The following is a 22,034-nucleotide window of genomic DNA, read 5'->3' on the forward strand; positions in this document are numbered from 1 at the left end:
ATTGCAAAATTTCGCCAATGAGTGTAACTCGGGTTGACCTGTCTACTGACCTTCCAAGGCATCTGATGCGAGCCTAAGAAACGCTGACCGTATCAAAGGCAGAAAAGCCCGTTCGTCCTCCAGATCGGCATCGTGAGATCTATCAGGAATTTCAAACAGAACTTAACCGCCAGCAGGAATCCACCAGTCAAACCCTCGTGGCGTTGTGACATACTCCGGCCAGCGGAAATTGAGCGGCGGCTCATAATCGCAAAGCGGTGGAATCCAGTTTGACCCGCCAATCCCACCGCCGGTGCGTTCGGTGAATTCTGCCATTGCAGTAGCACGGGCGTCTTCATCCTCGAGCAGGCGCAGTGCGGAAGCCGCAGATATTTTGGCAGCTGTCTCAACCATCGGATCAATTGTTGCGGGCATCCCGCCAAGCGCGTTCATTGCCCAGGCGGGTATCGCAGAACCAGATGGTGCGCGCAGAGCCGGGCGGGCCACGTAGAACCGGGCGGTCGGCGTATGCCAGCACATATCGGTGTAGTCGTCCGAGGTTGAATGCAGTTGTTCGGGGGGGAGCGACCTGCGCAGGATTGCTTCGGCCTCATGCGGGTCCTGCAGCCGTGTCAGTGCATCAATGAAGGGGTCCGGGGTGGGGGGAAACCCCAAGTTTCGCTGTACTTCGCGCCCCAATTCAAGGCCGTTTTCCGGCCACACTGGCGGGCCAACCTCCTGCATGACATCCCAAACCAGATTTGCCATCGCGTGATTGGCTAGGCCGGGGCGGGATTTGGCGACCCAATGCCGCTCATAGCGGCAACCGGTCATCTCAGCAGCGGCGCGGGCATTGCGGTCAAGTCCAGCGATCACCTGCTCGGCCATCGCGATTTTGGGCACGCGCATCATGTAATTGATGTCGGCCAAAGCGGCAGGCAGGTTGTCGGCGGTGGCCTGCCCGGCAGTCAGGATCGCTTCGGAAATCGACCAGCCGCCCGAATGAGGCAGCATTGAATCGCGCAAGGCTTTGGAACTGGTGTACATCAGGTTCAGCGCGTCATTGGCCCCGGGCGCCCGGACTGCATTGTGCGCCTGCGGAATGGGCGCGCCATCGCGCATGCCCCAATTTTCCGGCTGATCGCAGATGAAACGGTAGATGACCGAATAGGCGGCACCGCAATGGGTATCCCAGCGCACCGTATTGCACATGGGCAGCATATAGAACGGGTGAAAGGACAGCATGCCCGCTAGCCCGTCATAATAGCCCTTGGCCGCGTGAATGGGTTTGGAGCCGCGCACTTTCTCAGCCGGCTCTCCGGTAAAGCGCAGTCCACCCTTGATCCCGTGTTTCTCCATCGCGGCCTTGGTCGCCAACAGCCCGCCAAGCGCGCCAATTCCCAGCCCGGAATGCGGATCCGTATGGCCGCCTGCATGGACATTCAGCCCCTCGCGCGGTGCCTGATAGGGGACCGCCGCCTGGCAGTTGCCAGGAATACCGTCATATTCGGCGTACATCCCAACCACCGGCCCCGCACCATTGTGCCACTCGGCACAAAAGGCCGTCGGCATGCCGCCGGATCCTTCCTCCACCGTAAACCCTTCGGCCCGCAAACGTTCAACATACCAGACCGCCGAGCGGTACTCGCGCCAAGCGGTTTCACCATGGTCAAATATGGTGGCGCACCAGTCCGACAATTCGGGCATGCGCTGATCCACATAGGCCTGCGAGGTTTGTTGAGCGGCGGAAAAAGGCATGATGTCACAGGATCAGGATTTGAGATCGATGATTACCGGCGGAACTGGCCCGCCGGAAGAACATGTTTAATGCGTGTGCCGGATCAGAACAGCAGGCTTGGCAGCCATAGGGCGATCTGCGGAAACGCCACGACCAGCGCCAAACCCAGAATCTGCAGGATCACAAACGGAATAGCCGACCAGTAGATGTCACCGATGGTGATCTCTTTGGGCGCAACAGAGCGCATGTAGAACAGATTGTAGCCAAAGGGCGGCGTCAGATAGGCCGACTGCATCGACAGCACGAACAGAACCGCAAACCATGTTGTGTCATACCCCAGATCCTTCACGATCGGGACAAACAGGGGAATGGTGATGAACAGGATCGCGAAATCATCCAGGAACATGCCCAGAATGAAATAGGTGGCAAGCATGGTGATAATCACCCAGATCGGCGCCAGATCGTTGTCTTCGACCAGCTCGGTTACGATCTGCCCGGCACCCAAGCCGACATAGATCTTGGAAAAGAAGACCGCAGCCAGGGCAATCCACATCAGCATGCCCATTATCTTGGTGGTGGACAGCATGACATACTTCAGCATGTCCAGGCTGAGACGTCGCTGAAGCGCCGCAATCACCAGCGAGCCGAACGCACCGATGGCAGAGGCCTCAGACGGTGAGGTCACACCGCCGATGATACAGCCCAGAACGGTGGCAATCAAAAGACCCGGGGCGATGAGAAACCGCAGCGATGCGAGCTTTTCCATCGTGGTGTAGGTCTCGGTTGCCGGCGGGCCCATGCGCGGGTTAATCCGGCAGCGTATCAGGATGTAGGCAATATAGATCGTTGCCAGCATCAGTCCCGGCACGAGACCGGCGGCAAACAGCTTGCCCACGGAATCGCGCGACAGGAAGGCATAGATGATCATCAAAACCGAGGGCGGGATCAGAAAGCCAAGCGCGCCGCCTGCCATGATCGTGCCCGTCACCATCCGCTTGTCATAGCCGTGTTTCAGCATCGACGGCAGCGCGATAATGCCAAGCGACACGGTTGCGGCACCGGACACACCCGCCATGGCCGCAATCAGCGCACAGATGATCACTGTGCCAATGCCCAAGCCGCCGGGCCAGCGGCCCATTAGCTTGTGCATCATCGCAAACAGGTCATCAGTGATGCCGGACCGCTGCAGCACAAGCCCCATGAAGATGAACATCGGCAGCGCTACCAGCAGGAAATTGTCCATCGAGCTGAAGGTAGAGGTGATCAGCAGGTCCAGCCCGCCGTCACCATAAACCATGTAAGCCATGACCGCCCCGCAGGACAGCAATGCAAATGACAATGGTGATCCAATCGCCATCAGCACCAGCATCGATGTGAACATGATCAGCGTAATTACAAGCGGGTCGAGGTCAAGCATTGCCGTTTCCAGTTGGTTTTGATGCTGTTTGCGGTTGGTCCGGCAGTGCTTCGGCCGCCAGCACCGGATCGGCGGGTTCGTCCTCGGCGCGGCGAGGATCTTCGTATTCAACACCCAGCGCAGTCAGCATTGCACGCACCAGTTCCGCCAAAACCTGCAACAGTAGCAGGCCCACGGCGACCGGGATCACTGTTTTGATCGGGTAAAGCGGCGGCTGCCAAATGCTTTTGTTGGAAAACTCGCGCACTGCCCAGCTGTCGGCTGCAAAGGCGATGGCCAGTTTCAGAAAGACAGCAAGCACCACCAGCGCAAAGGAAAACGTGACGACATCCAGCGCAGCCCTGACACGTTCGGGCAAGGCGCCCCAGATCACTTCGCTGCGCACATGGCCCTGATGGCGCAGGGTATAGACCCCGGCCAGAATGCAGAAACCGCCATACAGCATGGTGCTGGTTTCATGAGCCCAGATGGTCGGGCTATTGAAGAAATACCTGGCAACGATTTCAAACATCAGCACGGCGATCATCGCCAAGGTCAGCCAGGAAATGGCCCGCCCGAGAAACTCGGACAGGCCGTCCTGAATGACAAGATATCTTGTCACAATCTCCATCAAAGCCGGCCTTTGGCCTTGGCGTTGGCCGCAATCAGGTCGATCAGCTTCTGGTTCCGCTCGGACCGGCCGGCTTCTTCTTCCCAGACGCTTTGAGCGGCTTCGGTCAGTGCCTTGGTGTCATCTGCCGGCAGGGTGCTGAACTCAAAGATATCATCCGGGAAGGATTTGTTGCCGTCGTTCAGCCAGGCTTCGACCTTGGCGGCGAAATTGGTGACTTCCTCTTCCACGATGGTCCGTTGTTCGTCGCTCAGCTTGCCCCAGGTGTCCGGGTTGGCCAGATAGGTTTCGGTCCAGCCCGGTGTCAGCATGTTAAGGCGCGTGTAGTATTTTGCGCTCTCGTTCAGTTTCAGTTGGTGGTAATCCACCGCACTGCCATAGATCACCCCGTCAATGACGCCGGTCGACAGGCCGACATACAGTTCCTGACCAGGCAGGGACACGGTGGGGATTTCGAACTGCTGCAAAACCTTGGCAACATTCGACGTCGCGCGGATCTTGAAGGTCTTCAGGTCGTCCAGGCTGCTGACCGGTTCTTTGGTCAGGAGATCATAATCCGAGCCATAGGACTTGCCCAAGAACACTGCGCCGGCTTCGGCATAGGCTTCGGTAAGCAAGGCCTGTGCTTCGGGAGTGCCCAGAACTTCCTTGGCTTCTTCGATGGTGGTCCAGGCGCCCGGCAGGCCGGTTTCGATGTTGCCGATGTCCACCTGGCCAGACCAGTAGCTGCCAACGCCATGAGCGATATCAATGGTGCCTTTGGCCACCGCGTCCACCAGCTGGTCGGACGGAACCAGCTCGCCGCCGCGAAAATACTGAATGCGCACGCTGCCATCGGTGCGGTCTTTTACGGCATTCCGGAATTCCTTGGCGATATCGTCGATTTCGGTGCCGAAGTAGGTATGGAACCGCAGGCGTAGAGTGTCGGCCGAAGCGGCTGTTCCAAGACAAGCAGCCGCGACTGCGCCTGCAATAGCACCGAATGCCGTCCGGCGGGAGATAAGTTTGAAGTTCATGATATCCTCCTTATCGTAACTTCGTCTGTAGGATCGTGAGTACAGGGCTGCGGGGATGCGGGCCTTTGATGCCGCGGCCAGCACGTTCAACCGAGGGGCTGGCTAACCTCCAGTTCCTGTTTGATTTGTTCGGCGGTGATAGCCTTGGCATAGCCGATGCCGACGATGGCTGTTCGCGGCGCGCCACCCCAAGTGCCTGATTTTGCAAACTCGGTTCGGGCGCCGACTTTGTTGAAAACGATGCGTTCTTCCGGAAACTCCGAGCAGAAAATAATGCCTTTGGCGCGGTACAGCGCTCCGGACATACGTCTCAAGCTGGCTTGCAACAACTTGTAGGACACAGGCTCTGCACTGGACCAATGAGCTGACACAAACTGATTGGGCAATACGGCTTCGGGCACGGCGGCCTCCATGGCACTGGCGCTGCGGCGCTGGTCCAGTAAGACCTCGACCGGAACCTTGCCGTCGATTGCTTCAAGAACCGGAAGATCGGCAAACAGCCAGCGATCGTAGACCTTGCGCCGCTCCTCTTCGGCTGCCAGGTCCGTCTTGGTAGCGACAATCAGGTCGGCGGCCTCAATCTGGCTGCGTACCAGCTGATGCGCCTCGTCGGACAGGATGTCGACATTAGCCACATCGATTAGTGTGACCACGCTATCCAGCCGTGCAAAGCGGCTGAGCTGCGGATAACCGAAGACCGAAGCAATGCGGCCGGGCTGTGCGACGCCGCTGGTCTCGATCAGCAGGTATTCCGGCGGGGCCTCCGCGGTGAACATAGCGTGCAGCTGGGCGACCATATCGCTTTGAATTGAGCAGCACACGCAGCCGTTTGACAGCTCCATCACCTCGCGCTCGCGCTTGATAATCAGATCGGTGTCGATATTCACCGCGCCGAAATCATTCACCAGAACGGTGATGTTGCGTGCTTGGTCGGACTGCAGCAACTGATTGATCAGCGTGGTTTTGCCTGCCCCCAGAAAGCCCGAAATAATCGTTACAGGAATACGGCTGTCCATCAGATCACCACCGGGTAGAAATCGGGAACGTCCGAGGTGATCTTGCATTCATGCAGACTGTCTTTGGTCCAGCCATCCGGATCATGCACAACCGCGCCATCAAGCATGGTCATCTGCACCTTGGTCCTGTGAAGCTGCCCCTTGGGGCTGATCTCCAGCAGGTTCTGATCCAGCACGATCATATCGGCTGTCTTGCCTGCAGTTATGGACCCCGCCTGATCCTCCATGCCCATGGAATAGGCGCCGTTGATCGTGAGCATACGGATGGCTTCGGCCACAGAGACAGGATCGCCAAGCTGGCCTTCCATCTCGCCCCATGGGTTCTGCCTGGTTACCAGAGCTTCGAAGCCGATCCATGGATCAATGCTGCTGACCGGCCAGTCTGTGCCCATCACGGCAACACCGCCATGATCCAGAACGCCGCGCACATTGTAGGCTTTTTGCAGCTTGTCGCCATAGGCTGATCGGGCGCCAATGGTGAAATTGGACGGGTACCAGCCGACCGGAGAGAATTCAGCGATCACATCCAGTTCCTTGAACCGCTGCAGGTTGCCTTCGTGCAGGATGGTGCTGTGGGCGCATTGATGGCGCATGCCAGGCCCGTTTCGGCGGCGGCATTCCTCAACCGCGTCAAGGAAGATGTCCGAGGCGCCGTCGCCGGTGCAATGGGCCACCACGCGGATGCGCTTGCGGTCCATCTCGGCCACCATGTCATAGATATGCTCAGGCGTCAGGTTGAGCGAGCCGCGCCAGTCCTTCTCGTTGGGCCAGGGCGACAGGAAATAAGATGTCCTGGGTTCTGCTGTACCGTCGAAGTGGAATTTGACAGCATTGGCATTAAGCCGCTTTGACCGGTAGTAATGGCGCTCGCCGGACAATAGTTCCCAGCGGCGCGCCACTGGGAATATGTCATCCTGCCAGCTGATCGCCGCCTCCACCCGCACGGGAAGCTCACCGCTCAGGTCGATTGCGCGCAGAGCGTCCAGACGGTTTTCGCAGACATGCACATATTTCGTGGCCACCACGCCACGCGCGGATTGGAACCGTGCCCCTTCGCTGTAGGCGCGAACAAGGGCGTGCTGCGGCGGAGGCGGCATCGCTGCCATAATCATAGCATAAGCGCCGTCGACCAGAATGCCGTCCGGTTCACCTGTCAGCGGGTCCCGGACGATATAGCCGTTGTTCGGATCCTGTGTCCCGGCGGTTACGCCGGCCAGTTCCAATGCCTTGGAATTGGCCATGCAACTGCCCCACATCCGATCCATGATGGCAACCGGCCGGTCGGGAATGAAGCTGTCGAGCCATTCTTTGCCAGGTGCGATGCCTGCTTTGCGGAAATTGTAGTGCACAAAATGCTTGCCGAAAATCCAGCCGCCGTTGGCGTCAGTGGCGGGATGATCCGCGGCATAGGCCAGAATAGCGTCCCGGACATGGTCCGGTCCGGGGGTTTCGAGGCCGACATCCAGGTAGTCCGAGTATTTTGGTCCCAAGGCCAGGTCGGGGTGCGTGTGCATGTCGTAAAGACCGGGCATGGCAAAGGCCCCGTCCAGATCCTTGACAAACGTGTCGGCACCGATCAGCGGCTCGATGTCCTCATTAGAGCCGACCGCCAGGAATTTCCCGTCCTTGACGGCGACGGCTTCGGCCCAGGGCTGAGCGTTATCGACGGTGTAGATCCGGCCATTGGTGAACACCATATCCGCCCCCAGGTCACGCTTGGGGCTGTTGGTCGAGATATGTTGCGTGAAGTTTGTCATCGGGTGAGTTCTTCGGCTTTCGTTCAGGACCAGTGGGTCGGGCGGCGTTCGCCCTTACGGCGCGCGCGTGCCTCGGCCAGCAGGCAAAGCATTTCAAACGCTGTGCCTGCGGCCAGACAGGCGGACATGCCGGTCGGGTCATAGGGCGGGCTCAGCTCTACCAGGTCGGCACCCACGACATTCACGTCATACAGCCCGCGGATAATGTCGCGCACCTGTTCACCCGTCAGTCCAAAGGGCTCAGGCAGGGTGGTGCCGGGCATGACAGAACAGTCAAAGGCGTCAGTGTCGATCGACAGATATACCCGGTCGCTGCCCACCACGCGGCGGGCTTCTTCCAGTGCGTATTCGACGCCCCGTGACTGCAGCTCCTCGGCCAGCATTACCCGCATGCCCGCTTGTTCGCCGAATTCAGCCCGCGGCACTCCCCGTCCGCGCAGCCCGATCTGTATGGTCTTCTCCGGATCAATGAAGCCTTCTACGGTGGCCACCTGGAACAGCGTGGCGTCCGACACCCGGACCCCTTGGAAATTCGTTGCGGTGTCTGCATGTGCATCGATATGCACCAGCGCCACAGGGTCTTCGCCATTGTTGCTGAGTGCGCGCAGGATACCGTAGGTGCAGGTGTGCTCTCCTCCGATGCTGAGCGGGGTGACGTCGTTTTTCACCAACTCGTCGTAAAGCGCAGTGATGTCTTCCAGGCAGGCGTCCAGACTGTAGGGATTGGTCGAGAACTCCAAATCGCCCCAATCCGCGATCCGGCACAGGTCATAGGGGCATGTGCGGGTGAAATGGTTCACCATGTTGCGATCCAGTGACCAATAACGCACGGCCTCAGGCCCCTTGCGGGTGCCGGGCCGGGGATTGGGTACTCCCAGGTCCAGCGGCAGGCCGATCATCGCCAGATCCAACGCATCAAGATCTTTGGTATGAGGCGCGCGGAACATGCCCAGCGTGTTAAAGTTGTTTGAAACCATCTCGACGCCTTCGTCCACAGCGCGTCGAAGGAAGGGACCGAAATCCGGATCTTTAAGGTCAAACAGATCGCGGTTTGCCAAAGCGGCATAACGGTCCAAGCGGTCTTGAGGCAGTCGCGGCATGTAGTCTCCCGTTCGCAGTCCCGGCAGGGAATTGGGTGTGATTATTGTGTGAGAGATTTTCTGTCGTCAAATGAAAGAAACTTGGGTAAATTCGCAAAAAAAACTCAAGTCACAGACGCATCTGCTGACCTTCCACTTGTGAAATGGATATGGAAATGAGCCAGCCCTCTGCTGACAAGCCATGGAAACGTTATCCGTCGATGACTGCGCTTCGAATGCTGGATGCTATTGCCAAACTGGGGAACATGCAGGCGGCTTCGGGTGCTCTGAATGTCACGCCCAGTGCAGTATCACATCAATTGCGCCATCTGGAGGAAATGCTGGGCATCAAACTGGTCCACCGTGCCGGACGGCGGACTGAGCTGACCTCGGCCGGAAACCGGTATCTGCACGAGGTACGCAAAGCGCTTGAACTGATTGAATCTGCGGCCCACCCGCCGGATGCAGAGCCCCGCGGCCATCTGCACATCAACTGCCCCTCGGGTTTTGGAAACTACTGGCTGGCGCGAAAGATCGGGGAGTTTTCGGCGCTTTACCCCAATGTCACTCTCCAGATTTCAAGTGGTACGGGGCAGGCTGGGGCCTTGGCCAAGGAAGTGGATTTGGCGATCCACTATGGGGACGGCGCCTGGCCCGGGCTGGCGGTCCGGCATCTGTCGACCCCCCGCACCTTTCCGGTATGCAGCCCGAAGCTGCTGGAGCGTGTCGGCAGGCTGCGCAGCCCGAACGACCTGAAAGATCTGCCATTACTTCATCATACCGATACCAGCGACTGGGTGCTGTGGCTGGCGTCCGCGACGCGCAAAACAATCGAAGTGGACCGCGGCACTACATTTACCGATATGACCCATGTGATTTCTGCGACGATTGCTGGAAATGGCGTAGCCATCAGCGATTCACTGCTGGCCGAACAGGCCTTGGAGGAAGGCAAGCTAATCCGGTTGTTTGAAACAGAAGTGCTTGCCCGGCAGTCCTATTACCTCGTGGCCGAAAAGGAGCGTCTGGAGCGTGGAATTGCCCGCATTGCGGTTGAATGGCTGTCGCGTGAATTCCACGAATATGCACCTTTGGCGCAGGGTTGACTTTGAAACACCCTTAAAACGTCGGCGGCGTACAGGCGCTGACGATTACGCAAGGCTCGGGACCGACCTGCCGGAAACGGTGCGGACGGCGGCTATCGAAAAGATAGGCGTCACCGGGACCCAGAATCTTCCGCTCAGACCCGACGCTGATCTCTATCCGCCCGGAAATCACAACGCCGCCCTCTTCGCCGTCATGCTCATAAAGCTTGGCACCGGTATCTGCGTTCAGACCGTAAGTTTCATAAAGGATCTGCAGCGACCTGCCGAGCAGATTGCTGCCCACCTGTTTCAACGACAGTTTTCCCTTACCGATCTCCAGCAACTCCTCGGCAGCGAAAAAAGCCTTGCGTTCCGGTTCGGGTTCAAAGGCAAAAAACTCTGAAAGACCAATGGGTATTCCGTCCAGCACACGCTTCAGCGCGCCCACCGAAGGGTTCATCTTACCCGACTCGATCAGGGAGATGGTCGAGTTCTGGACGCCTGCTTTCTTGGCCAAAGCACGCTGAGACAACCCCGCCCTTTCACGCATAAAGCGCAGCCTGGTGCCAAGGTCGATTCCGTCATCGGCCAGTGTATTCTGGGTGTTTGCATCGTTCATGATCATGAACACCCTACAGAAGGGGCAATATTTTTCAATCGATTACAAGATCAGACAAACAGACTTTTTAGGGGATATGAAATCATGCAGGTTTTTGCGGACACGAAAATGCTTGCACAGTGAACAGCACAGGATGACGAAAATGAAAAACGCGGAAATCGCAGAGCGCCGCAATGAAGCCATTGCACGCGGTGTCGGCATGATGACGCAAATCTATGTCGAGCGTGCTGAAAACGCCGAAGTCTGGGACGTCGAAGGCAATCGCTATATCGATTTTGCTGCGGGTATTGCAGTGGTGAACACCGGCCACCGCCACCCCAAAGTTATGGCCGCCGTGGAGAAACAGCTGAACAGCTTTACCCATACCTGCCATCAGGTCATGCCCTACGAAAACTACATTCATCTGGCAGAGCGCCTGAATTCCGCGGTGCCGGGCAGTTTTGACAAGAAGACGATCTTTGTCACGACCGGTGCCGAAGCGATCGAAAACGCGGTCAAAGTGGCCCGGGCCGCAACTGAGCGCCAGGCTGTGATTGCCTTTGGCGGCGGTTTTCATGGCCGGACCTTCATGGGCATGTCGCTGACTGGCAAGGTTCAGCCTTACAAGGCCGGTTTCGGCACGATGATGCCTGACGTGTTTCACGTCCCCTTCCCGGTTGATCTGCATGGCGTCACTGTCGAGGACGCCAAATCGGCCCTGACCCAGCTGTTCAAAGCAGATCTGGATCCGGGCCGCGTTGCTGCAATCATCCTGGAACCTGTTCAGGGTGAAGGCGGGTTCTATCAAGCCCCCGCGGAATTGATGCGCGCCCTGCGGGCCCTGTGTGACGAGCATGGCATTGTAATGATCGCAGATGAGGTGCAGACCGGATTTGCCCGCACCGGCAAACTGTTCGCGATGGCGCATTACGACGTGGCTGCCGACCTGACGACCATGGCCAAAGGGCTGGCGGGAGGTCTGCCTTTGGCGGCAGTGACAGGCCGCGCCGATCTAATGGATGCGGCCCATCCCGGCGGCCTGGGAGGCACCTACGGGGGCAATCCCCTGGGTATCGCCGCTGCAAATGCCGTGCTGGATGTCATCGAGGAAGAAGAACTGAACGCCCGCGCAAACGAGTTGGGATCCCGCTTGAAGCAGCGACTTGAAGCAATTCGTGCCGATGTTCCGGAAATCGCCGATATTCGCGGCCCGGGTTTCATGATCGCAGCCGAATTCTACACCCCAGACGGGTCGGCCCCCGACGCCGGTTTTGCCAACCGCGTGCGCCTTGAGGGCCTGAAGCGCAATCTGGTCCTGCTGACATGCGGCACTTTTGGCAATGTAGTGCGTTTCCTTGCACCGATCACAATTCAAGAAGACGTATTCGCCGAGGCACTCGATCTTCTGGAAGCCTCCATCAAAGCCGCAAAGGGTGCGTAACGATGCTTGACAAAAAAACCGCAAAGCTTGACCTTTCCGACCCCTCCCTGCTGGAAGACCGCGCCTATATCAACGGCCAATGGCGCGATAGCAGCACCCGGTTTAAGGTTACCAACCCCGCCGAAGGCACAGTCATTGCAGTAGTTGCTGACTGCTCCATCAGCGATGTCCAGCAGGCCATAGAAGCGGCCCACATGGCGCAGAAGGACTGGGCTGCCTGGACCGGCAAGGAGCGCGCCGCAGTTCTGCGCAAGTGGTTTGATCTGATGATGGCTGCGCAGGATGATCTGGGCAGGATCCTTTGTGCGGAAATGGGTAAACCTCTTGCTGAGGCAAAAGGCGAAATCGCTTATGGCGCCTCGTTCATCGAATGGTTCGCCGAAGAGGCCAAACGTATATACGGCGACACCATTCCGGGCCATCAGCGCGACAAACGGATCATGGTTCTGAAACAACCGGTGGGCGTTGTAGGGGCTATAACTCCGTGGAACTTTCCCAACGCCATGATCGCGCGAAAAGCGGCGCCTGCGCTTGCTGCCGGGTGCGCCTTTGTGGTGCGCCCCGCCGAGCTGACTCCTCTGTCGGCCATCGCAATGGCGGTATTGGCTGAGCGCGCAGGCATACCTGCCGGTGTGTTCAATGTCGTGCCGAATACCAACGCCTCAGCCATCGGACAGGAAATGTGTGCCAATCCAAAGGTGGCAAAAATCACCTTTACAGGCTCGACCCGCGTAGGCCGGATCCTTATGCGTCAAGGTGCGGATACCATTAAGAAGATGTCGCTGGAGCTGGGGGGCAACGCTCCCTTCATCGTCTTTGACGACGCTGATCTGGACGCTGCGGTCGAAGGCGCGATGATTGCCAAGTTCCGCAACAACGGCCAGACCTGCGTCTGCGCCAACCGCATTTATGTTCAAGCCGGGATCTATGACGCTTTCAGCGACAAGCTGGCCAGGGCCATCGGGAACTTGAAGCCCGGCAATGGCATGGACGAGGAGGTGACCACTGGCCCTCTGATCAGCGAAGCCGCTGTCGCCAAAGTTCAAGAACACCTGACAGACGCATTGGACAAGGGCGCACGCGTGATGGCCGGCGGCAACCGGCTCAATGGCACATTTTTCGAACCTACCCTGCTGGCCGATGTGCCCGCTAGCGCCAAGGTTTCACACGAGGAAACCTTTGGCCCGATCGCTCCACTAATCCGGTTCGAGACCGAAGACGAAGTGATCGCTCTGGCCAACGACACAGAATTCGGCCTTGCCGGGTATTTCTATGCCAATGATCTTTCCCGCGTCTGGCGTGTGGCAGAGGCTCTGGAAACTGGCATGGTTGGCATAAACACGGGGCTTATTTCCACCGAAGTTGCTCCGTTCGGGGGCGTCAAGCAATCCGGTCTAGGCCGTGAAGGCTCCAAGTACGGTATGGATGACTATCTGGAGCTGAAATATCTTTGCATGGGAGGAATTTCCTAACCCGCTCCGCGAGAACACCCGGCCCTGATTTCGGGCCGGGTAATAGGGGTTAATTGGGTCATTTCAGTTCGGCGCTGGTAAAGTCTGTTGAACAGCGGCTTCGGGGAAATGAGCTGCGAAGCAGCAATGAGCTTGCTGCAAAGGTGAGGGGGTGTTGCACCAGCGAATGATGAAAGCCCCATATCAGTTAGGTCCCGCATCTTTCGTGTCCAAGCGCTATGCCGCGCAGGCGTAGTTTGGATCAGCCGTTCGAATCCGGCAAGCAATGACTGCTTCCGCGACATGGGCCGCAACGCAGCAAGAAGCCCGCCGCATGTGCAAAGCGATGCTGCGTCAGCGAAGAAGAAAAGTCCAATTTCGGGTTTGTCCTGTGTGGATGGCGTCTGCTTTGCAAGGAAAAAATGCTCTGATTGCGCGGTTGGTCAGTATGGACCTGTCACGTTTTTGTGCCGCCCCAGGTGCTCGTTTAGGCCACTTTCCGTTCGAAGGCGACCGGGCTTTTCCAGCCCAGTGCTGAGTGCCGCCGACGCGGATTATAGAAACCGTTGATGTATTGGAAGATTGCCAATTCGGCTTCCCGACGCGTCTGCCATGAACGTCGCCAGATTAGTTCAGCCTTGATCGTTTTGAAGAACGTCTCGACGGCGGAGTTATCATAGCAATTGCCCTTACCGCTCATCCACTGCCCGGCAGTGCATGTTTACATGCATGAGAGGGACACCTTGAACCCATGCTGACGCAGGAGCTTTTGGTAGTCGTGCGAACAGTATTGCGACCCGCGATCAGTGTGATGAATGCAGCCTTTGGGCGGCTGCCTCAACGCAACGGCCATCTTCAACGCCCGGATCGCCAAGTCCCGCTTCATGCGATTGCTGACGGCCCAGCCGATCACTCGCCGAGAATGAAGATCAAGGATCACGGCCAGATATAGCCAACCTTCACGGGTCCAGACATAGCTGATGTCGCCCGCCCATTTTTGGTTTAGTTGATCAGCAGTGAAGTCCCGGTTCAGCAGGTTCGGCGCAATATTGAAAGCGTGATTGCTATCCGTTGTGACCTTGTATTTCTTCGACCGCTCAACGCGGATGCCATTCTCGCGCATCAATCTGCCAACCCGGCGATGACCGACGTTCAGACCCATCTCTTTCAATTCTTCGGTCATGCGTGGACGGCCATAGCTGCCCAGGCTGAGACGGGATTGTTCCTTGATGTGCGTTAGCACGACCATGTCAGTCCTTTGCCTTTGGCTGGCAGGTCGATTGCGATAAGCACGCAGACCTCGGCCACTGACATCCAGCACGTCACACATCCTCTTGGTGCAAAAGGCATCACGGTGTTCTTCGATGAACCGAAACCTCATGGCTTTTGGCCCGCGAAGAACTGCGTTGCCTTTTTTAGGATCTCCCTCTCCTCCTTGAGAATGCGGTTCTCCCGTCGAAGCCGTTCGTTCTCGCGTGCAAGGTCGAGGTCTTTGTCCGACACCACATCCGTGTCGCGATGCGCCGTCACCCATTTGTTCAAGGTCGATAGGCCCACACCTAAATCCGAAGCCACCTGCTTGCGTGTCAGGCCGCTCGTCAGCGCGATCCGCACCGCATCAGCGCGAAATTCGTCCGTCCGTTTCAGTCCCATAGTTCGTCTCCTTTGCTGCAATAAATGCTATCAAAGGAGCGGCATCAAACCGCGACAGGTCCAGATCGTTCACAGCGCCGCGAAGCGCGCGCGATGAGCCTGAGGACGATGGAGGCCGGGCGCGGGCAACCAGAGCCCGAGACGCTCGAGCGGGAAGCGGCTGTGCCGAAGGAATGGGAGGCAGCGCTCGATCGGCAGGAAGATTTCATCGAGGAGTTATTGGGTGGATGACGCTGGTGGAGCCGTAGAACTGATAGAGCGGACCTTTACGATCAGCGCGGCGAAGGTCGTGAGAGAGCCCACAGCAGAAGTCTTCAAAATATGCTGCGGGTGCACTCAGCACGAAAATCGCTGCAATCGCTCGGTCTGGTGCGCCGCGCGGCGGCAGAGGTCGCTGCCATTCGTTCATCGCGCAGCGACAAGTTCAACATCAATTAACGACTCGCGGACTAAGCTGCCTTTCGACGCGCATGCATAACCCAAGCAAAGTCAAATGGCCATTCTGTGCGTTGGACAGCAAGCGGTCGTTGGCCGCAGGACGTAAAGCAGTGAGCCCAAATGATTGCTCGCCAAATCTAAGAATAGGGATTTTTGAATTCCTCGCTTGGCATCGTGGACCATGTGATTTGATACTTGATACCAAGTTGTCCAATTAGGTAGTTTTTGCGAAGTCATCATCAGTTGATCGAGCGTGCAGCGTCACAGATTGAAAGCTGTGGCGAACGCCTCGGGCAGGGATGTTTTGAGGGACGATAGGTTTCTTTGCAAAGTGGACGCCTTGGCCGTGCCAATCAACACCGAAGCAGTCAGATCATAATGTTTGGCAAACAACAGTGCTGAGGTCGCCAAGGGCAGGCCCAGCCCCTCTGATGTGGTTTGCAAACCAGACACCTGCGCAAGGATTTCGGAACTGGCCGGCGCATAGTCGTAAGTTGCACCCTCCACTGCTCCCGTTGCCAAAATTCCGGAATTGAAGACACCTCCCAGTACAAGACTGGTTTCTGCCTCACGGCTTTTCTGTGTCAACTGTTCCTCGGCGGAGCGATCCAACAAGGTCAAACGACCCGCCAATAGGATCACGTCGAGTGGCCCGTGCTGCATCACCTCCAAGCAAACTTCATTTTCATTCACCCCAAGTCCAAAGGCGCGAATGCGCCCTTTTTCTTTCAGTTGCACAAGACGTTCGTAGCCGCTGTCCAGAAAGGCTTCTAAATGTGTGTCGTTGCGTACGCCGTGGGTGTAGCGGCCTAAGTCGTGCACAAAGGCAATATCGATCATCGTGGTGCCCAAACGTTCCAAGCTTGTTTCCAGTGAGGCTTCGATGCCGTCGCCGGAATAGTCATAACGGACGTCATTGGGCAGCGGATCGATGAAGCCATCGGCCTCAGTCATTGTGTGTCCGGGTGATAGCACGCGCCCAACTTTGGTGGAGAGAGTGTAACTGCCGCGCGGCTTGTGTCTCAGGAAATTTCCCAAACGCTGTTCTGACAGGCCCCGACCATAGTGCGGCGCAGTGTCAAAATAACGGATGCCTTCTTGCCATGCGGCGGCGATCACATCCTGCGCTTGGACATCGGATACCGCGTGATAAAGATTACCAATGCTGGCGCAGCCAAAGGAGACTTCGGTCACGGTTACGTCGGTTTTGCCGATGCGGTTGGTCTTCATGAGGAACCTATTGGTTTGATTTCGGAACAGCGTGTGCAGCTTAGACCGCGGGATTGGACCACACCCGGAAAAATCCGGGTGTGGCAGGCGTTTATTCCGCCGCCATGGATGATTGAAAGCGATAGGTCACAATCGAATCTGGCTTCATTTCAATCGAAAACCCTGGATTGGTTGGAGCGCGATAAGCCCCATTTTCGACCACACAGGGGTCCACAAAATGCTCGTGCAGATGGTCAACAAACTCGATGCGCTTGCTGTCCTTCTCTCCGGTGATCGCAATATAATCGATCATTGAGAGATGTTGCACATATTCGCATAAACCCACGCCGCCAGCATGTGGCCAAACCGGCAAGCCGAACTTAGCGGCCATCAGTTGTACGGCTAGCACCTCGTTAAGCCCGCCCAAGCGGCAGCTGTCGATCTGAACAAAATCAATGGCCTCATGGGCAATAAACTGTTTGAACAGGATGCGGTTCTGGCACATTTCACCGGTTGCCACTTTGATCGGCGCGACCCCGTCGCGTATCTTGCGGTGGCCAAGCACGTCATCCGGGCTTGTGGGTTCTTCGATGAATAGCGGATTGGCGAATGCCAGTTCTTTGACCCAATCGATGGCCTGATCTACTTCCCAAACCTGATTGGCGTCGATCATGATGTTGATGTCATCGCCCAGCTCTTCGCGGGCAATGGTCAGACGACGGATGTCATCCTGAAGATCATGCCCCACTTTGAACTTGGTATGGGTAAAACCAGCCTGCCGTGCCTCTCGGCACAGGCGGCGGAGTTTTTCATCTGAATAGCCCAGCCAACCAGCCGATGTGGTATAACACGGGTAGCCTTCTGCTCTAAGCTTAGCGATGCGGTCCGCTTTGCCCGGTTCGGCTTTCCGCAGAATCTCCAGAGCTTCATCACGCGTAAGCACATCGCTGAGGTAACGGAAGTCGACCAAAGAAACGATTTCTTCCGGAGACATGTCGCCTACCAATTGCCACACAGGTTTGCCCGCTTCCTTTGCAAGCAAATCCCACACGGCATTAACCACTGCGCCAGTGGCAAGGTGGATCGCTCCCTTGTCAGGCCCGATCCAGCGTAATTGGCTGTCACCCGTCACGTGACGCCAGAACCGACCCATGTCTTCACGGATCCAGTCCAGTTCAACGCCAACCAGCAAATGCTCCATCGCCTGAATCGCGGCGACGCAGATGTCGTTGCCACGCCCAATGGTGAAGGTCAGCCCGTGACCTTCATGGGCACCATCCGTTTCCAAGACCACATAGGCGGCAGAATAATCGGGATCTGGGTTCATCGCGTCAGAACCGTCCAGCCCTTCCGATGTGGGGAAGCGCAAATCATGCGTGCGGATTGCAGTAACCTGAACCATTAACCCGCCACCACGTTTTGTATTTGCACGCCCAGACCTTCGATCCCCAGTTCGATTGTATCTCCGGGTTTGAGATAGGTTTCCGGGCTCTGCCCCATGCCCACACCCGGCGGCGTGCCGGTCGAGATCACGTCACCTGGCTGCAGGCTCATGAATTGTGAAAGATGGGAAATGACGGTTGCCACGTCAAAATGCATCGTCTTGGTGGAGCCATCCTGATAGCGGTGCCCGTTGACTTTCAGATACATTGCAAGGTTCTGCGGATCGGCAACGTCATCGCGTGTGACCAACCATGGCCCAATGGGCCCAAAAGTATCGCAGGACTTGCCTTTCACCCACTGACCAGAGCGGTGCAGCTGGAAGTCACGCTCCGACAGGTCGTTGACCACACAATAGCCGGCTACATGATCCAGCGCCTCTTCTTTGCTTACGTATTTGGTATCTTTGCCGATCACGACACCAAGCTCGACTTCCCAGTCTGACTTGACAGACGTACGCGGGATCTCAACGTCGTCGTAGGGACCGCTGATGGCGGATGTCGCCTTGAAAAAAATCACCGGTTCATCCGGTAAAGCCATGCCGGACTCCGCTGCGTGATCCGCGTAATTCAGACCGATGCAGATAAACTTGCCGACCTGACCGACACAGGCGCCGAGGCGTGGGTTGCCCTCAACCAAAGGCAGGCTCGTAGGATCGAGGTCACTTAGCTTGGTAATGCTCTCATCCTTCAGGGCGTCGCCTGCAACATCGCTGATCACTCCGGACAAATCTCGGATATTGCCATCTTGGTCCAGCAAACCCGGTTTTTCTGCGCCTCGCTCACCATATCGCAACAGTTTCATTTCTTGTTCTCCTAAAATTCTTATACGGACCAGCCGCCATCGATGGCGAAGGTCTGACCAGTGGTGAAGGCACTGTCATCGGATGCGAGATAAAGCGCCAAGGCGGCGATTTCCTCAGCGGTGCCGATGCGGCCCATGGGTTGGCGAGCGATGAAATCCTTCAGCGCCTGTTCATAGTTTCCGGTGGCGCGTAACCGACCGTGCATGGATGGACTGTCCACCGTTCCGGGGCAGATCGCGTTGCAGCGGAGGCCTTTGGTGACGTAGTCGGCAGCAACGGATTTCGTCAGGCCAATCACCGCACCCTTGGAGGCGCAATACGCGAACCGATTGGGCACACCTTTGATCGAAGAGGCGACCGATGACATGTTGATGATCGAGCCACCGCCATTTTCCAGCATCGCAGGCAGGGTCAGCTGGATGAGGCGGTACATCGCTTTCACATTCAGTTCGAAACTGAAGTCCCAGTCTTTCTCGTCACAATCCAGAATGGTGCCGTTGGCAACAAACCCCGCGCAATTGAACAACGCGTCCAATGCAGGCAGGTCGTTGGCGGCTTGCTTGACCGCGTCGCCGTCTGTCACGTCGAGCTTTAACGCGGTTACGCCGTCTATGGTCGCCAGTTCCGCCAAAGCATCGTCATTGATGTCACTTGCAATCACCTCTGCGCCCTCAGCGGCGAACAGCTCTGCAGTGGCTTGGCCAATGCCTTGGCCAGCAGCAGTGATCAATGTGGTTTTACCGGCCAAGCGGCCTTGTTTCATAGTCATCATCTCAATCCGTGTGAAAAACTTCTTCCATCATCGCCCATTGCTCTCCGTCTTTGCGGGTTGCGAGTGGCGACTGGCAGGGGTCGGTATGGGACCACCAATCCTGTGTGCGTGGGTCTTTGGCCATTTCCGCCATGTCGGCATCAAAGTCCGAGCCATGGTATTCCCAATAGCCAAACAGCAGGTTTTCCGGCTCACGCAGGAAAATTGTGTAGTTGCGAATGTTGCTGGTTTTGATCTGCGCCAGAACATCCGGCCAAACAGCGGCATGCAGCCGTTTGTAGGTCTCAATCATCTCTGGTTTGACGCCAATCACCATGCCCATACGTTGCATCATGCGCCCTCCTTGATTGTTTTTGGCTGTGCCATGCTATCAAGTCGCGCCCAGTCCCAATTGATGCCAAGGCCCGGATCATGGCTGACATGCGCCATGCCATTTTCAATCCGCAATCCCTCATGGGTGATCCTGTCCAGCTGAGGGATGTATTCCAGCCATTTCGCATTGGGCACCGCACAGACCAGTGGCAGATGCAGTTCCATCAAGAAATGTGGGCAGACCATGACGTTAAAGGCTTCGGCCAGATGCGCCACTTTCAGCCATGGGGTAATCCCGCCAATGCGGGCCACATCCACCTGAACAATGGAAGCTGCACCGAGCTGCAAATAGTCTTTGAATTGACTGAGAGAGTACATGCTCTCACCAACCGCAATGGGCACCGATGTTCGGTTGGCCAACTCGCGATGGGCGGCCACATCGTCGGCCTTCAGTGGCTCCTCGAACCAGCCGATGCCATAGTCCTCCAGCATCCGAGCCCGGCGAATAGCCTCTGAGAGGGTAAACCCCTGATTGCCGTCGGTCAGTATTTCATACCCCGGACCAACGGCGTCTCGTACCGCAGCAAGCCGCGCAGCATCTTCGGAGATATGCGGACGGCCGATTTTGATTTTGGAACCTTTGAATCCGCGCGCCTGCATGGCATGCGCATCCTCCACCAAAGCCTCCGAACTCAGGTGTAGCCAGCCTCCTTCCGTGGAATAAAGCGGGATGCTGTCCCGACTGCCGCCAGCCGCCTTCCACAATGGCAGGCCTTGCTTTCGACACCGAAGATCCCACAACGCAGTATCTATTGCCGCGAGTGCCAGAGAAGTGATCGCGCCAACAGATGTTGCGTGCGTTGCATAGAGCAGGTCACGCCAAATACCGTCGATCCGATCCGCATCCTGACCAATCAAACGGGGCAAAAGCGTATGCTCGAGCAGTGCCATCACCGATGGGCCACCAGTCCCGATGGTGTAGCTGTAGCCGGTACCGCTGGCGCCATCGCTGTCATAGATCGTCAGGATCGGTGTTTCCTGCGAGGCAAACGATTGGATTGCATCCACCCGTTCCACCTTGGGGGCAAGGTCCACCATGCGCAGCTCGATATGTGTGATGACTGCCATGGCTTACCCCCGCACAGCTTTGCCTGTTTCCGCGTCAAACACGTGGCATTTATCGAGCATCAGGCGGAAGCCTAGCTGATCACCCGGCGCGACAGGTCGCGGGTTGAACATTTTGGCCTGCACCTCAACGCCCGCCATATTGGCAAAGAGAAGAGTTTCGGTGCCCAGTGGTTCCGTCAGCGTGACCGACATATCGAGCTCATGAACTGCACCTTCCTCTTCGACCGCATGACCGACCGGCATCAGGTTGTCAGCGCGGAAGCCAAATTTGACACTTTGGCCGTTCTCGAGTGGGCCAGCCGTGGCTGGAATTGGCACCGAAACTCCACCGTTCAGAATAATTTGACCTTTCTGCACGACGCCATCGACAAGGTTCATTGGAGGCGAGCCAATGAAGGTCGCGACGAAGGTATCCACTGGCGTGTTGAACAGATCCAGCGGGGTACCCACCTGCACGATGTGACCGTCACGCATCAGCACGATGCGATCAGCCAATGTCATGGCCTCCACCTGATCGTGGGTCACATAGATAATGGTGCTCTTGACCTTCTGGTGCAGCTTCTTGATCTCTACCCGCATTTGCGTGCGCAGCTTGGCATCCAAATTGGACAGCGGCTCATCAAACAAGAACACATCCGGGTGGCGCACAATGGCGCGGCCCATGGCAACCCGTTGACGTTGCCCGCCCGAGAGCGCTGCGGGTTTGCGGTCCATCAACTCGTTCAGACCAAGAATTGAGGCCGCTTCGTCGACAGCTTTGGCAATTTCCTGTTCTGGCCGTTTGGCAATCGTCAGACTAAAGCCAAGGTTCTCGCGCACGGTCATATGCGGATAGAGCGCGTAATTCTGAAACACCATGGAGATGTTGCGTTCGCGGGGGGGCAGATCGTTCACCACCCGTCCGCCGATGGCAACCTCGCCGCCGGAGATGTCTTCGAGCCCGGCAATCATGCGTAGGGTTGTGGACTTGCCGCAGCCGGACGGGCCGACAAGCACAACAAACTCGCCATCGTGAATGTCCAGATCGATGCCGTGCACGGCCTGATGCTGGCCGTATTTCTTGACGACTTGGGAAAGGGTTACTTCGGTCATT

Annotated in this window: 19 protein-coding genes and 1 pseudogene; 4 read left to right on the forward strand and 16 right to left on the reverse strand. The window is 57.1% G+C overall.

The features are described 5' to 3' along the window. Positions 1-162: 162 nt before the first annotated feature. From VWY75_RS14560 to VWY75_RS14590, 7 genes are all read right to left on the reverse strand, one after another. Complete coding sequence (locus VWY75_RS14560; protein WP_416541651.1) at positions 163-1,686, reverse strand: amidohydrolase; 1,524 nt, start codon at positions 1,684-1,686, stop codon at positions 163-165. 134 nt (positions 1,687-1,820) lie between these two features. Beyond that, the gene (locus VWY75_RS14565; protein WP_416537846.1) at positions 1,821-3,134 is read right to left on the reverse strand and encodes a TRAP transporter large permease; all 1,314 of its coding nucleotides are present in this window, start codon (positions 3,132-3,134) and stop codon (positions 1,821-1,823) included. Beyond that, positions 3,127-3,744 (reverse strand): TRAP transporter small permease subunit, encoded by a 618-nt coding sequence (locus tag VWY75_RS14570; protein ID WP_416537847.1) that lies wholly within the window; start codon positions 3,742-3,744, stop codon positions 3,127-3,129. The genes VWY75_RS14565 and VWY75_RS14570 overlap by 8 nt, the downstream gene beginning before the upstream one ends. After that, the gene (dctP, locus tag VWY75_RS14575; RefSeq protein ID WP_416537848.1) at positions 3,744-4,760 is read right to left on the reverse strand and encodes a TRAP transporter substrate-binding protein DctP; all 1,017 of its coding nucleotides are present in this window, start codon (positions 4,758-4,760) and stop codon (positions 3,744-3,746) included. Before dctP ends, VWY75_RS14570 begins: the two co-directional genes overlap by 1 nt. A gap of 86 nt (positions 4,761-4,846) precedes the next feature. Beyond that, complete coding sequence (locus VWY75_RS14580; RefSeq protein ID WP_416537849.1) at positions 4,847-5,776, reverse strand: CobW family GTP-binding protein; 930 nt, start codon at positions 5,774-5,776, stop codon at positions 4,847-4,849. Next, the gene (locus tag VWY75_RS14585) at positions 5,776-7,533 is read right to left on the reverse strand and encodes an amidohydrolase (RefSeq protein ID WP_416537850.1); all 1,758 of its coding nucleotides are present in this window, start codon (positions 7,531-7,533) and stop codon (positions 5,776-5,778) included. Before VWY75_RS14585 ends, VWY75_RS14580 begins: the two co-directional genes overlap by 1 nt. Positions 7,534-7,556: 23 nt before the next feature. Beyond that, entirely contained in the window at positions 7,557-8,633 is a 1,077-nt protein-coding gene (locus VWY75_RS14590; protein ID WP_416537851.1) for an arginase family protein, read from the reverse strand. Between the two features lie 155 nt (positions 8,634-8,788). On the opposite strand from VWY75_RS14590, the gene VWY75_RS14595 reads away from it, so the two are divergent. Further along, positions 8,789-9,715, forward strand: coding sequence for a LysR substrate-binding domain-containing protein (locus VWY75_RS14595; protein ID WP_416537852.1), 927 nt, complete (start codon positions 8,789-8,791; stop codon positions 9,713-9,715). Between the two features lie 13 nt (positions 9,716-9,728). Here the strand turns inward: VWY75_RS14595 and VWY75_RS14600 are convergent, their stop codons facing one another. Continuing rightward, complete coding sequence (locus VWY75_RS14600; RefSeq protein WP_416537859.1) at positions 9,729-10,313, reverse strand: cupin domain-containing protein; 585 nt, start codon at positions 10,311-10,313, stop codon at positions 9,729-9,731. Between the two features lie 142 nt (positions 10,314-10,455). On the opposite strand from VWY75_RS14600, the gene VWY75_RS14605 reads away from it, so the two are divergent. After that, complete coding sequence (locus tag VWY75_RS14605; protein ID WP_416537853.1) at positions 10,456-11,733, forward strand: 4-aminobutyrate--2-oxoglutarate transaminase; 1,278 nt, start codon at positions 10,456-10,458, stop codon at positions 11,731-11,733. A gap of 2 nt (positions 11,734-11,735) precedes the next feature. Then, complete coding sequence (locus tag VWY75_RS14610; protein ID WP_416537854.1) at positions 11,736-13,205, forward strand: NAD-dependent succinate-semialdehyde dehydrogenase; 1,470 nt, start codon at positions 11,736-11,738, stop codon at positions 13,203-13,205. Between the two features lie 466 nt (positions 13,206-13,671). Here VWY75_RS14610 and VWY75_RS14615 read toward each other — a convergent pair. Next, positions 13,672-14,837: pseudogene (locus VWY75_RS14615) on the reverse strand (IS3 family transposase). A 93-nt stretch (positions 14,838-14,930) separates the two neighbouring features. Here VWY75_RS14615 and VWY75_RS14620 point away from each other — a divergent pair. Beyond that, positions 14,931-15,068 carry a hypothetical protein gene (locus tag VWY75_RS14620; protein ID WP_416541652.1) on the forward strand — a complete coding sequence of 46 codons (138 nt, stop codon included), beginning with the start codon at positions 14,931-14,933 and terminating at the stop codon, positions 15,066-15,068. Positions 15,069-15,536: 468 nt separating this feature from the next. Here VWY75_RS14620 and VWY75_RS14625 read toward each other — a convergent pair whose 3' ends face one another. The 7 genes from VWY75_RS14625 to VWY75_RS14655 all read right to left on the reverse strand — a co-directional run bounded on the left by VWY75_RS14625 (position 15,537) and on the right by VWY75_RS14655 (position 22,033). Beyond that, complete coding sequence (locus VWY75_RS14625; protein WP_416535646.1) at positions 15,537-16,505, reverse strand: aldo/keto reductase; 969 nt, start codon at positions 16,503-16,505, stop codon at positions 15,537-15,539. 91 nt (positions 16,506-16,596) lie between these two features. After that, a complete protein-coding gene (locus tag VWY75_RS14630) occupies positions 16,597-17,886 on the reverse strand; it encodes an L-fuconate dehydratase (RefSeq protein WP_416537856.1) in 1,290 nt (429 codons plus the stop codon). Further along, complete coding sequence (locus tag VWY75_RS14635) at positions 17,886-18,728, reverse strand: fumarylacetoacetate hydrolase family protein (RefSeq protein ID WP_416535648.1); 843 nt, start codon at positions 18,726-18,728, stop codon at positions 17,886-17,888. Before VWY75_RS14635 ends, VWY75_RS14630 begins: the two co-directional genes overlap by 1 nt. A gap of 20 nt (positions 18,729-18,748) precedes the next feature. Beyond that, positions 18,749-19,501 carry an SDR family oxidoreductase gene (locus tag VWY75_RS14640; protein ID WP_416535649.1) on the reverse strand — a complete coding sequence of 251 codons (753 nt, stop codon included), beginning with the start codon at positions 19,499-19,501 and terminating at the stop codon, positions 18,749-18,751. Between the two features lies 1 nt (position 19,502). Then, complete coding sequence (locus VWY75_RS14645; RefSeq protein ID WP_416535650.1) at positions 19,503-19,835, reverse strand: L-rhamnose mutarotase; 333 nt, start codon at positions 19,833-19,835, stop codon at positions 19,503-19,505. Then, entirely contained in the window at positions 19,832-20,941 is a 1,110-nt protein-coding gene (locus VWY75_RS14650; RefSeq protein ID WP_416535651.1) for a mandelate racemase/muconate lactonizing enzyme family protein, read from the reverse strand. Before VWY75_RS14650 ends, VWY75_RS14645 begins: the two co-directional genes overlap by 4 nt. Positions 20,942-20,944: 3 nt before the next feature. Beyond that, positions 20,945-22,033, reverse strand: a complete 1,089-nt coding sequence (locus tag VWY75_RS14655; RefSeq protein ID WP_416535652.1) for an ABC transporter ATP-binding protein — start codon at positions 22,031-22,033, stop codon at positions 20,945-20,947. Position 22,034 lies beyond the last annotated feature (1 nt).

Origin of the sequence: Phaeobacter sp. JH20_08, assembly GCF_048056635.1 — a bacterium.
Classification (GTDB): Bacteria; Pseudomonadota; Alphaproteobacteria; order Rhodobacterales; family Rhodobacteraceae; genus Phaeobacter; species Phaeobacter bryozoorum.